Origin of the sequence: Gordonia sp. VNK1, from assembly GCF_040049135.1 — a bacterium.
Taxonomy (GTDB): Bacteria; Actinomycetota; Actinomycetes; order Mycobacteriales; family Mycobacteriaceae; genus Gordonia; species Gordonia oleivorans.
Map to the genome: position 1 here is coordinate 75,739 of NZ_JBDZDJ010000016.1, position 12,841 is coordinate 88,579.

General features: G+C 69.0%; 7 protein-coding genes. 4 read left to right on the plus strand and 3 right to left on the minus strand.

The genetic code is table 11. From position 1 onward, the window contains the following. Position 1 precedes the first annotated feature (1 nt). Together ABLE94_RS18480 and ABLE94_RS18485 are read right to left on the minus strand one after the other, a co-directional pair. Complete coding sequence (locus ABLE94_RS18480) at positions 2 to 1,438, minus strand: NAD(P)/FAD-dependent oxidoreductase (RefSeq protein WP_348805873.1); 1,437 nt, start codon at positions 1,436 to 1,438, stop codon at positions 2 to 4. Between the two features lie 113 nt (positions 1,439 to 1,551). Beyond that, positions 1,552 to 2,127 (minus strand): GNAT family N-acetyltransferase, encoded by a 576-nt coding sequence (locus tag ABLE94_RS18485; protein ID WP_348805872.1) that lies wholly within the window; start codon positions 2,125 to 2,127, stop codon positions 1,552 to 1,554. Positions 2,128 to 2,330: 203 nt separating this feature from the next. On the opposite strand from ABLE94_RS18485, the gene ABLE94_RS18490 reads away from it, so the two are divergent. The 4 genes from ABLE94_RS18490 to recD are packed head-to-tail and all read left to right on the plus strand — an operon-like array spanning position 2,331 to position 11,614. After that, positions 2,331 to 2,828, plus strand: coding sequence for an acyl-CoA thioesterase (locus tag ABLE94_RS18490; RefSeq protein ID WP_348805871.1), 498 nt, complete (start codon positions 2,331 to 2,333; stop codon positions 2,826 to 2,828). Positions 2,829 to 2,841: 13 nt separating this feature from the next. Further along, on the plus strand, positions 2,842 to 6,276 hold the full coding sequence (gene recC, locus ABLE94_RS18495; RefSeq protein WP_348805870.1) for an exodeoxyribonuclease V subunit gamma: 3,435 nt from the start codon (positions 2,842 to 2,844) through the stop codon (positions 6,274 to 6,276). Continuing rightward, positions 6,273 to 9,707, plus strand: a complete 3,435-nt coding sequence (locus ABLE94_RS18500) for a UvrD-helicase domain-containing protein (RefSeq protein ID WP_348805869.1) — start codon at positions 6,273 to 6,275, stop codon at positions 9,705 to 9,707. Before recC ends, ABLE94_RS18500 begins: the two co-directional genes overlap by 4 nt. A 29-nt stretch (positions 9,708 to 9,736) precedes the next feature. Beyond that, complete coding sequence (recD, locus tag ABLE94_RS18505; RefSeq protein WP_348809472.1) at positions 9,737 to 11,614, plus strand: exodeoxyribonuclease V subunit alpha; 1,878 nt, start codon at positions 9,737 to 9,739, stop codon at positions 11,612 to 11,614. Between the two features lie 329 nt (positions 11,615 to 11,943). On the opposite strand, the gene ABLE94_RS18510 is transcribed toward recD, so the two are convergent. Then, positions 11,944 to 12,696, minus strand: coding sequence for a PIG-L family deacetylase (locus ABLE94_RS18510; protein WP_348809473.1), 753 nt, complete (start codon positions 12,694 to 12,696; stop codon positions 11,944 to 11,946). Positions 12,697 to 12,841 lie beyond the last annotated feature (145 nt).

A 12,841-nucleotide genomic window follows, 5' to 3' on the forward strand; every position in this document is an offset into this window, starting at 1 on the left:
GTCAGCTGGCCTCGGCGGTCTTGTCGCCGTCCGGGGCGGGGTCCTCGGCGCCCACCGATTCGGCCTCCACCTCGGGGATCGATTTCTTCTCCAGTTCCGACAGCTGCCCGATCGCGGTCCGCGCGTAGACCTGCTGCTCGGTGACGGCGAGCTGGGTACGACCACGCGTGGAGAACGCGAAGAACCAGTTGACGATCGTGTTCAGCCGGTTGCGGAAACCGACCAGGTACACCAGGTGCAGCGCCAGCCAGCCGAGCCACGCGAAGTAGCCCTCGGTCTCGAACTTCTTCTTGGTGCCCGGGATCGGCACCTGCATGACCGCGCTGAAACGGGAGATCGTCGCCATCGATCCCTTGTCGAAATAGCTGAACGGCTTGCGCTGATCCGGCGTCTGTCCCTTGAGCTCCGCCTTGATCGCGTCGGCGGCATACCGCCCGCCCTGGATGGCGCCCTGGGCGACACCGGGCACGCCGTCGACGGCCATCATGTCGCCGACGACGAACACATCGGGGTTGCCGGGGATGGACAGGTCGGGGCCCACCTTGACCCGGCCGGCGCGGTCGAGTTCCACACCGGACTGCTCGGCCAGTTGCTTGCCCAGCGGGCTGGCCTGCACACCCGCCGACCACACCTTGCACTGGGATTCGATGCGGCGGGTGGTGCCGTCCTTCTCCTTGACGGTCAGACCGTCGTAATCGAGGTCGACGACCATCGCGTTCAACTGGATCTCGACGCCCATCTTCTCCAGCCGGGCCGCCGCCTTGCCGCCGAGTTTCGGACCGAACGGCGGGAGCACCGCGGGCGCGGCGTCGAGCAGGATGACGCGGGCCTCGGTCGGATCGATGTTGCGGAAGGCCCCCTTGAGGGTCTTGTCGCTCATCTCCGCGATCTGCCCGGCGAGTTCGACACCGGTGGGGCCCGCGCCGACCACCACGAAGGTCAGCAGCTTGGCCCGCTCGGCCGGATCGTCGGACAGTTCGGCCTGCTCGAAGGCCCCGAGGATGCGGCCGCGCAGTTCGAGGGCGTGGTCGATGGTCTTCATGCCGGGCGCGTACTCGGCGAAGTGATCGTTGCCGAAATACGACTGGTCGGCGCCGGCGGCGATGATGAGCTTGTCGTACGGGGTCACCGTGACGCGCTCGAGCAGACGTGACGTCACGGTCTGCGCCTCGAGATTGATCTCGAAGACATCACCCATGAGCACCTTGGTGTTCTTCTGCTTGCGCAGCACCACACGGGTGGCCGGTGCGATCTCGCCCTCGGCGACGATGCCGGTCGCGACCTGGTACAGCATCGGCTGGAAGAGGTGGTGCGTCGTCTTGGCGATGAGCGTGACGTCGACATCGACCTTGGCCAGCCGCTGAGCGGCGAAGAGACCGCCGAAACCGGAGCCGATGATGACGACTTGTGGACGCGCCGAAGGGGTGGGGCTGCTCATCCGAGAACGTCTCCTTCTCGATTGTGGGCGTGCGTGTGCAACGCATCTCTACGGTAGTCCCCGCGCGACGATCGGTCTCGGTGAGGCGGCGAAGGCGGCGAGGGCGTGTCCGCTCACGCGGTGAGGTCGGTCGCGGCGCCGTACCGCGCGCCGCTGATCTCCCAGTGCCGCCGCAGCATTTCGTATTCGACCTCCGGTTCGCCGGCACCCGCGGGATCGGTGCAGGCGTCGCGCGCGCACATCCGCATGCCGAGTTTCTCCATCACCCGCCGCGACGAGGCGTGTGTCGCGGTGGTGCTCGCGAACAGGCGTTGCGCGTCGAACTCGGCGAAGGCGACATCGGTGACGACGCGGGCGGCCTCGGTGGCCAGGCCGCGACCCCAGTACTCGCGTCGCAGACGGTAGCTGAGTTCGAGTTCGGGCTGCACCGAATGCCGCGGGGCGCGCAGCGACACCCAGCCGAGGAACTCCCCGTACCGTCGATCGGTCGCCGTCCAGATTCCGCCACGCCCGGTCTGCAACTCGGCCTCGGCGCGCGGAACCACGAAGCCCTCGATGGTCGATCGGGGCGTGGCCGTTCCGCCGGTCACGAAACGCATCACCTCGGGATCGCTGTCGAGTCGGACGAGGTGATCGACGTCGCGACGATCGACCGGACGCAACAGCATCCGCGATGTCTCGACGATCACCCGGCCCCCAATGCCTCGACCCCACTGCACTCACCTGTCAGAACCCCGGCCGCGATGCGGAGCGGCGGGTGCTCTGATGGATGTCGAGTGTACGGACTGATCGGGGTGTCCGTCGCCGATTGTCGGCCCGCGTGTCGGGCCATGAGATCGGCGTCCGGTCCGGGCCGCGGTGATGTCGGTCCGAACCGATAGGCTTGCCACTCGTGGCTCCAGAACAGTCCTCCACCGCCGCCGTCTCCGGCGGCAGCCGTGCTCCCGTGGCCGACCAGTCCGATGTCGGTCCGGTGGAGATCGAGCTCCAATTGCGTTGGGGCGACATGGATATCAACTCTCACGTGAATAATGTGCAGTTTGCGCGGCTGCTCGAAGAGGCCCGCGTACGGGCGTTCTCCCGGTGGTTTCCGGCCGGCGTCGACCGGGTGCCGCTGCTGGTGGTACGCCAGGACATCGAGTTCCGCGCGCCGCTGCTCTACAGCGTCGATCCGGTGCGCGTGCGCCTGGCCATCACGCGCCTGGGCACGTCGTCGTACACGATCGGCGCGACGATGGCCGCCGCCGACGGCACCCTGGTCGCGCTGGCCCGGACCACGATGGTGGCCATGGATCGGGAGAGCGGCGCACCCACCCCCATCCCGCCCACGGCGCGGGCCGTCCTCGAGGCGCACCGCGGGGAACTACCGGCGCTGCGGCCCCAGGCCTGATCCGGGTTCCTCGATGCTGACCCTGCACCGCGCCGAACGCACCGATGTCCTCGCCGATGCGCTGGGGCAGGTGCTGACCACCCCGCTGGCCGACCCCATGCGCACCGAGGTGGTGGCGGTCCCGGCGCGTGGCGTGGAGCGGTGGCTGTCGCAACGACTGGCGACGCGACTGGGCGTCTCCGGAGCCGACGGAATCAGTGCCGACCGAATCGCTGCCGACGGGATCGCCGCCAACATCGACTTCTCCTCACCGGCTGCCCTCACCGACCTCGTCATCGAGCAGGTGACGACGTCGGGAGCGGAGTCCACCGCCACCGGCCTCTGGCAGCCGGGCTCGCTGGTGTGGCCGGTTCTCGACGTCCTCGACGATCTGATCACCGATCCGGCGCTGCGTGTCCTCGCGCGCCACGTCGGCCTGGGACCCGACGCCCGGGCCGACGACCCGCGGGTGGGTCGCCGGTATGCGACGGCCCGTCACATCGCCGACCTCTTCGAGCGGTACGCGCGTCACCGTCCGGGAATGCTCACCGGCTGGGCGTCGGGTGACGACACCGACGGCTCGGGACAGCGGTTGCCCGACGACATGACCTGGCAACCCCGGTTCTGGCGTGAGGTGCGCTCACGGATCGGTGCCGCCCATCCGGTCGAAGCGCTCGACGCGGTGTGCGAGCACCTGGCTGCCGACGCGACCACGACCGACCTGCCCGAACGGCTGTCGGTGTTCGGGCCGACCCGGGTGACCGAATCCTTCCGGCGGGTCGCCGCGGCCCTCGCGGTCCACCGCGACGTCCATCTGTTCATCCCGCATCCCGGACCCGCGCTGTGGGAGGCGATCGCGTCGCAACCGGCACCAACCGACCGGCGCCGCGCCTCCTGGACGCCGCCCACACTGCGAAATCCCCTGCTGGCCGGTCTGTCCCGCGATGTGCAGGAACTGCAACTGCGCATCATGGGTGACCTCGACGCCGACATCCACCATGCGCCTGCCGAGCCGACGGCCTCGCCCACCTCGGTCCTGGCGGCGGTACAGGAGGGCATTCGCGACGACACCGACCCGCGTGACCGGTCGGGCGCCCTGGCCCCGGACACCTCCGTCGAGGTGCATGCCTGCCACGGGCCCGAACGCCAGGTGGAGGCGCTGCGTGACCGGCTCCTGCACCTGTTCGACGCCGACGCCTCCCTGCAGCCGCGCGACGTCATCATCATGTGTCCCGACGTCGAGACCTTCGCGCCGCTGATCCGCGGCGTCTTCGGCCAGCCCGGGCTCGACCACCCCGCATCCGCGCTCCGCGTCCGGCTGGCCGACCGCGGACTGCGCCACGTCAATCCGATCCTCGACGTCGTCGCCCGTGTCGTGGAACTGGCCGCCGGCCGGGTGAGCGCCGGCGACGTCGCCGACCTGCTCGCCCTCGAGCCGGTGTCCCAACGGTTCGAGATGACCGACGACGACCTGGAATGGGTACGGGAATGGTTGTCGCGCACGGGTATCCGATGGGGGATCGACGACACCCAGCGCGCCCGATTCGGGTTGGCCGGATTGGCGCAGGGCACCTTCGACGTGGGTCTGGACCGCATCGCCCTGGGCGTGGTCGCCGGTGCGGGTGAGGGCCTGTGGTTGGGAACCGCGCTCCCGATGGAGGGACTGGAGAGTACCCAGATCGATCTCGTCGGACGGCTCGCCGAATTCGTCGACCGGCTCGGGGATCTGCTCGCCCGCATGGCCGAAAGCGCGCCGGCCGCCACGTGGGCGGCGGCGCTCCTCGACATCGTCGCCACCCTCACGGCAACCGCCCCCGGCGAGGAGTGGCAGACGGCGGCAGCAACCCGGGCGCTCACCGAATCCCTGGGTGACGGTGCCGATCCGGAATCCGACACCTCGTCGCGGGTGCTGCGGCTGTCGGATGTGCGGGATCTCGTGGCGACGATGATCGCGGGACGGCCGACGCGCGCGAACTTCCGTACCGGTGAGTTGACGGTGTGCACCCTGGTACCGATGCGGTCGGTGCCTCATCAGGTCGTCGTGCTGCTCGGCATCGACACCGATGCGTTTCCGCGCGCATTGCGGATCGACGGCGACGACGTCCTCGGCCGGGTGCCGATGCTCGGTGAACGGCAACCCCGCGACGAGGATCGGCAACTGTTTCTCGACGCCGTCAACGCCGCTCAAGAACACCTTCTCGTCTTCTACACCGGGGCCGACCCGGTGCGCGGTACTCGGGTACCGCCGGCGGTGGTGGTCAGCGAACTCACCGAGGTCGTCGCGGCATTGACCGGCACCGAACCCGACGCGGTGATCTGCCGGCACCCGCTGCACGGTTTCGACGCCCGCAACTTCACGCCCGGTGCGTTCGACGGCGTCGACGGACCATTCGGCTATGACACCGCCCTGCTCGCCGGGGCGCGGGCGGTCGGCGGTGACCATCACGCCCCCGCACGGGTCGCCGACATCACCATGCCCGCCGACTCGGAATCGGTGTCCGCCGACATCGAACTCGGTTCGCTCACCGCCTTTTTCGGGAATCCGATCGAGGGGTTCATCCGGCAGCGTCTCGGTGCCCGGCTGCCGGACGACGACGCCGAGGACTCCGACCGGCTCGACGTGGCCGTCGCCGGCCTCGACGAATGGGCCATCGGCGACCGACTGCTACGTCAGACACTCGCGGGCGTGGACCTGCGCACCGCCCAGATGGCCGAGATGCGCCGGGGGAGTCTGCCGCCCATCGAGTTCGGGCGCCGCGAACTGATCCGCATCTCGCAGCAGGTGGGCAACGTGCATCGGGTGGCGGCCGGGCTGCGCACCGGGTCGGGCGGCACCCGCGATGTGGTGCTCGACCTGCCTGACGGCGGCCGGCTGCACGGCAGTGTGCCGGATGTCCACGGCGAGAACATCATCGAGGCGACCTACTCCAAGATCCGGGCGAAGCAACGCCTCGCCGCATGGATACGGCTGCTCGCGACGACGTCAGCGCAGCAGCAGCAGTCCGCGCCGAGTGGCGAGAGAATCCGCACGGCGGTCGTCATCGGACGTGCCGACCGCAAGTCATCCCACGTGACGGAGGTGAACCTGCGGGTCCCCGACGATCCGACCGCGGTACTCGCCGACCTGATCGCGATCTATCGCCTCGGATTGTGCGTGCCGTTGCCCGTCCCGCTCGATCCCGGTCTGGCATACGCCGAGAAGTGTGTGCGGGGCAGCTCGGCGGAGATCGCGCGCCGCGCGGCGGAAGCGAAGTTCGACTATCGCTTCGGCGCGCAGGCCGATCCGTACATCCGACTCGCCTACGGTGACGACGTCACCACCGCGGTGGGATTCGACGCGCTCACCGAGGTGCCCATTCCCGACGATCGGCGGTGGTCGGCGATCGGTCTGGTACCCGGCGAGCCGATGTTCGGCGCGCTGGCCACCCGGATCTGGGAACCACTGCTGGCCCACGAGGTGATCCGATGACATCGCACCCCGAGGAATTCCCGGACACGGCAATGGCCGAGGCCGGGACGCGGGCCCCGCTCGCCTTCGACATCGTCGAGGGCGTCGGCGGTAAGACCACGGTCGTGGAGGCCAGCGCCGGCACCGGCAAGACCTACGCGATCGTCGACATCGCGGCCCGTCACATCGCCGAGGGGGTGGCCATCGACGAACTGCTCCTCGTCACGTTCAGTCGTTCGGCGACAGCGGAATTGCGGGAGCGGATGCGCAGCCGATTGTGGCGCGTCGCCGAGGCGATGAGTCCGGCGGCCACCACCGACACCGAGGCCGACCCCGGCACCGACCCGCTGCTGCGGATGCTGCTGACCGGCGATCCGGCCGACGTCGCGTCCCGCCGTGACCGACTCACCCGGGCACTGTCGGATTTCGACGCCTCCACCATCGCCACGACGCACACCTTCTGCAATCGCATGCTCGAGGCCCTCGGATTCCTCGGTGAGCGGGAACTGATCTACGAGATCGTCGAGGACGTCGACGATCTCGTCGATGACGCCGCCCGCGATCTGTACTTTCAGGGGTTCGTCCGCGACGCGGACGAACCGGTCTTCGGCCTCGACGACGCCATCGTCATCGCGAAGGACGCCGTCCGCAATCCCGGTGTGGCACTGGCACCGTCGGATCCGGTGGGGGAGAACGCCGACGCCGATGACCGCATCGCGGCCCGCCGGGTCCGCTTCTGCAACCGGGTCCGCGACATCGTCGACGAACGCAAACGGGTTGCGCGGGTGCGCACCTACGACGACCTCCAGATGATCCTGTATTCCATCGTCACCGACACCCATGTCGGCGACGACGCATGCGCTCGCATCCGCGACGCATTCGGTCTGGTCCTCGTCGACGAGTTCCAGGACACCGACCCCTTCCAATGGGAGATCCTGCGGCGCTGCTTCCACGGACACAAGCCGCTGGTGCTGGTCGGGGACCCCAAACAGTCGATCTACGCCTTTCGCGGTGCCGAGGTGCTCAGCTACCTCGATGCGGTCGCGGTGGCCGACGAGCGTCGCGCCCTCGAGAACAACTGGCGTACCGACGGTGACCTCGTCACCGCGCTGTACCGGGTGTACGGCGGTGCCAACCTGGGCAGTTCGCAGATCACCGTGTATCCGGTGGAATCGGCACATCCGGGCAGTCGCCTGCGCGGGCCGGGGGCGACCCCGCTGCGGGTGCGCTGGTTCGACGTCGACGACTTCCCGGTGCGCGGCCGCGGCGGATTCGCACCGGTGGGCGCGATTCGCGATGCCGTGATCGCCGATGTCGCAGCCGACATCACCCGACTGCTCTCGTCGGGTACCGAACTCACCGTCGACGGGCACACCCGGCCGGTGCATCCGGGTGACATCGCGATCCTGGTGGTGGCCAACAAGACGATCGAGCCGCTGCAGCGCGCGTTGGCCGATCACGGCGTCGGATCGGTGGTCGGCACCGGGACCAGCGTCTTCTCCACGATGAGCGCGCGGCACTGGTTGTGGCTGATCCGGGCGATCGAGTCGCCGTCGCGGACCGACCGGGTGGCGCTGGCCACGATGACCCCGTTGATCGGCTGGACACCCGAAGAACTCGCCGACGCGAGCGACGACGCACTGACCGAGTTGGCGGCCCAATTGTCGGACCTGGCAAAGGTATTCGACATCGGTGGCTTCGCCGCACTGGTGCAGCGGGTGCTCGGTGACCGGCGAGTGGCGGCCAGGGTGCTCGCCACCGCCGACGGTGAGCGTGCGTTGACCGACCTGATGCAGGTGGCCACGGTCTGCAACCGGCATGTGGTGGAGAACGATTGCGGTCTGTCGTCGGTGCAGGAATGGCTGGCCGATCGTATCGAGGATGTGTCGCGGTGGCGGCGATCCGACGAGCAGACGCGGCGCCTGGACCGGGACACCCACGTTGTGCAGATCATGACGGTGCATGCCAGCAAGGGACTCGCGTTCCCGATCGTGTACGTCCCGTTCGGCTGGGATGGCGCGCGGGTACCGTCTCCGAAGACGTTCCGCTTCCACGACGAGAACCAGACGCGGTTTCTCGACGTCGGTGGACCCGACACCACCGGACGGTCGCAACGTTTGCGCCGCAGCATCTCCGAGGAGTCGGGGGAGGATCTGCGGAAACTGTATGTCGCGCTCACCCGGGCCGCGTCGCAGGTCGTGATGTGGTGGGCACCGTCGCAGGGGACATCGCATTCGGCATTGCATCGCCTCGTATTCGGCCGTGCACCGGGATATCTCGCTCCGGGCACCGACATCCCGGAGACGGTCCCCGTGCCCGAACCGGCGGAATGCGCGGCCCGGCTGACCCAGCTGGGTGCCGGCACCTCGGCGATCAGCGTCGAACGCGCGGTCGGCGCGGACCCGGGTCGCTGGGAGTCGGGCACCGACGGTACCGAACCGGCGGAACTGTCGGCGGCGATCTTCGGCGGGAAGATCGACACCTCCTGGCAGCGCACCTCGTATTCGGCCATCATCGCCGGCGCCGCGCACGGTCCGGCCGCCGAAACCCCGGATGCCGGAAGCGAACCCGAGGCCGAGGTCATCGTTGACGAGCCGACGGATCCCGGTGGCGTCGCCGACGCCATCGATACCGGGACCGGCGGGGCGGCAGACGACGCCGGTATGTCCCTGATGAACGGCATGCCCTTCGGTGCGGCGTTCGGGACGCTCGTGCACGAAGTCCTCGAATACGTCGACACCGCGGCGCCGGATCGCCACGCCCATGTGCGCGATCTCTGCGCCCGGTCGGCGGCGCGATACGCACTGTCGGTGGACGCCGAATCGCTGACCACCGCCCTCGAGGCGGTGCTGACGACGCCGCTCGGTTTCGGAGACCTGTGGAGTGTCCCGCCGCGCGATCGGCTGGCCGAACTCGACTTCGAGCTTCCGCTGGGCGACGCCGACGGGGCGGCGGCACTCTCCGAGATCGCCGCGTTGATGGCACGGATGTTGCCCGACGACGACCTGCTGCGTGACTATGCCGGCATTCTCGGGGCACTGCCCGCCAGAACGCTCCGCGGCTTCCTCACCGGAAGCATCGATTCGGTGCTCCGAACACCGCAGGGGCGCTTCGTGATCGTCGACTACAAGACCAACCGGCTACGTCCCGGCGACCTGCACGCAACCGATTTCTCGGCTCCGGCGATGGCCGGCGAGATGATCCGTTCTCACTACCCGCTGCAGGCCTTGCTGTATTCGGTTGCGCTGCACCGGTATCTGCGATGGCGACTGCCGGGATACGATCCGGCCGAGCATCTGGGTCCGGTCCAGTATCACTTCGTGCGCGGCATGATCGGACCCGACACCCCGTCGGGGTGTGGGGTCTTCGAGTGGAACGTCCCCACCGAACTGATCACCTCGCTGTCGGATCTGTTGTCGGGGTCGGGGCTCGCCACGCGAGGCGCACGGTGAGCCGGGGTCCGGGCGAGGGGAGTGGAGTCGTGACGACATCCCTGGGGCCACAACGGGTTCTGGCCGCCGAGGGAATCCTCGGGCGTGCCAACGTCGCCGGATTCCTCGACGCCGCGGACGTGCACGTGGTGTCCCGCCTCGTCGACCTGTGCGGCGAATCGGTCTCCGAGGTCGCGCAACTCGCGGCCGCCTTCGCGGTCCGCGCGGTCCGTCAGGGTTCGACGTGTCTGGCGCTGGCCGACCTCGACCCGGTCGGCAGCAATCCGGCCGACATCGACGACGAGGATGCCTCGGCCGACCCGATGACACTCCCCACGGTCGACGAGATGGTGGACGCACTGCGCACCTGCCCGCTGATCGTGGGATCGGAGTCGGGACCCCTGCGTCCGCTGGTGCTGGTCGACTCCGATGACGGCCCGTTGCTGTATCTCAGTCGCTACTTCGAGCAGGAGGAGATCATTCGCACCGCGCTCGCCGAGCGTGCCGACGACGGTCCCGCGGTGGCGATCGCAGACATCGTGGCCGCCGTCGACGACGCGTTCGCCACGAGCCCGACCGCCTCACCCCGGCAACGACTCGCTGCCGCGATCGCGGCATCACGATGGACCTCGGTCCTGACCGGCGGGCCCGGCACGGGCAAGACGTACACGGTCGCCCGGATCCTCGCCGTACTCGATCGGCTCGGCGGGTCACGCCTGCAGATTGCGGTGTGCGCTCCCACCGGCCGCGCGGTCGCCCAACTGCAGGCGTCGCTGGACGGGATGCGTGGAAGTGACGCCACCGCGGACCCGGCGGTCCATGCGGTCACCGTCCACGGGCTGTTGGGGTGGCGACCGGGTTCGGTTCCGAGGTACGGACGTACCAACCGGTTACCGCACGACGTGGTCGTCGTCGACGAGACCTCGATGCTGTCGGTCACCGCGATGAGTCACCTGCTGGAGGCGGTACGGCCGACCGCCCGTCTCATTCTCGTCGGCGACCCGCACCAGCTCGCGTCGGTGGAGGCCGGAGCCGTCCTCGCCGACCTCGTGGAACGCGAACCCTCCGGGGTGCCGATCGACGCCGCGCTCGCGGATCTGGTGGCCACCGCCGGTCTGGCCGATGCCGAACTGCCCAGACTGGCCGACGGGATCGTCGCCCTCACCGACAATTTCCGCAATCGCGGCGGGATCGCCGAGGTGGCCGCGGCGGTCAACGTCGGCGACGCCGACCGCGTCCTCGAACTGGTCGCCGACGATGCCATCGACGACGTCGTCCTCGTCGAACCCGATGATCCGGGAATCCGCGCCGCCGTCGTCGCCTGGGGGCGGGCGCTGCGGTCCGCCGCGACGAGCGGTGACGCGTCCGCCGCACTCGACGCCCTCGACACCCACCGGGTGCTGTGCGCGCACCGGGAGGGCCAGTGGGGAGTGGAGGGATGGACCCGACGGATCGTCGAGTGGCTCGCGGAAGCCGCCGGACACGGCCATCTGATGCTGGACCGCACCCGCCCGATTCCCGGCGTGCCGATTCTGGTCACCGCCAACGACCGGCAGAACAAGGTGTTCAACGGTGACTGCGGGGTGATGATCCACCGCGCGGAGGGCGACGCCGTCGCCTTCCGGCGCAGCGAGTTCAGCGAGCCGGTGATGGTGGCGCCACATCGGCTGGCCGAGACGATGTGGGCGTATGCGATGACGATTCACCGCAGTCAGGGCAGCCAGTTCGGCGCCGTGACCGTGGTGTTGCCGCCCGCCGACTCCCCGCTGCTCACCCGAGAGTTGTTGTACACCGCCATCACTCGGGCCCAGTCGACGGTGCGGATCGTGGGAACACCCGAGATGCTCCGGGCGGCCGTGGACCGGCGGGTGCACCGCGCCAGCGGCCTGCGTTCGGCCATCCGCCCCATGATCGACCCCGAACCATGATCGACCCCGAACCCGCGCCGACCACCGAGCCCGATCCTCACGCAACGACGCCACCAACAACCTCCTGATCAGAGGCGTGTTGCGTCGATCACGTGAACCCGCGTCGTTGACAGCGCTCTGGTCCACGTTGACGGCACTCGCCCCCCGGTGGTCGAGCCCGACGAGGCGCTAGCCGAGGAGGTGTCGAGGCCTCCGACGCCTGGGCTGGAAAGCGTGTCGGAGAACGTCGCACGACATGGGCGCTGTCAACGCAGCACCGAGCGCTGTCAACGCAGCACCGAGCGCTGTCAACGCAGAACCGGGCGCCGTCAGGGGTTCTCCAGGGGGTCCTACAGATCGATGCCACCGCGCACGAGATCGCGCCGGATGTAGTTCTCGATACCGAGCAAGGGGTCCCGCTTCTCCGGGGGCAGGTTCATGAGGTGGGAGATCATGTAGCTGCGCTCGACCTCGGAGCGGTGCGCACGAATGGCCGCCGCCTTGCGATCCACCCACTTCGACACGTCGAGTTCGAGGTCGATCATCGCGGGCTGGGTACCGGGCAGGGCGTACTTCGACATGGTCGGGAACAGGTCGTCGGCGACGGCCTCGACCATCCAGATGGGCACGGTCGCCAGATAGAGCGACTTCACCCGCCACGGAGGTCCGGTGCTGCGGTGCAGCATGGGTACCGCGGCGGCGTCGGCCGCGGCGCAGGCGAGTCTGTTGGCGTGCACGTGATCGCGGTGCCCGTAGATCCCCGCGGCGTCGTAGGTGATGACGATGTCCGGCTTGAGGCGCCGGATGTGCCGGACGAGTTCTTTGACCTGGCGGTCGAACCTGCCGTCGCAGAATCGCTCACGCCCCGGTGCGGACTCGGGCACACCGTCATCGGCGTAGCCCATCATGATCGGTTCGGAGGTCACACCCAGTTCCTGCAATGCCTGACACAACTCGGCGTGCCGTGAGGTCCCGGGCGCCCAGGTGGTGGTCACCACCGATATCTCGCCACCGAGGTCGACGTGACGGGCGATTGTGCCACCGGTCCACAGGGACTCGTCGTCGGGGTGGGCATGAACGCACATCACGCGGGGGAGCGTCATCGGCGGCGCGGCCTCCCATGGGTTCTGGTGTCGGGGGGTTCTGGTCTCGGGGGTTCTGGTGTCGGGGTCGAGCGATGGTCGGGCGGTGGGCAATCCCTTGCCGGAATCGTCACACCCTGTTCAGGGTACTTGTTCCGGTGCTCGC

Bases quoted from the DNA above. Each gene is read 5' to 3' on its own strand.
- recC (WP_348805870.1), top strand. From the start codon at position 2,842: ATGCTGACCCTGCACCGCGCCGAACGCACCGATGTCCTCGCCGATGCG.
- ABLE94_RS18480 (WP_348805873.1), bottom strand. From the start codon at position 1,438: ATGAGCAGCCCCACCCCTTCGGCGCGTCCACAAGTCGTCATCATCGGC.
- ABLE94_RS18500 (WP_348805869.1), top strand. From the start codon at position 6,273: ATGACATCGCACCCCGAGGAATTCCCGGACACGGCAATGGCCGAGGCC.
- ABLE94_RS18510 (WP_348809473.1), bottom strand. From the start codon at position 12,696: ATGACGCTCCCCCGCGTGATGTGCGTTCATGCCCACCCCGACGACGAG.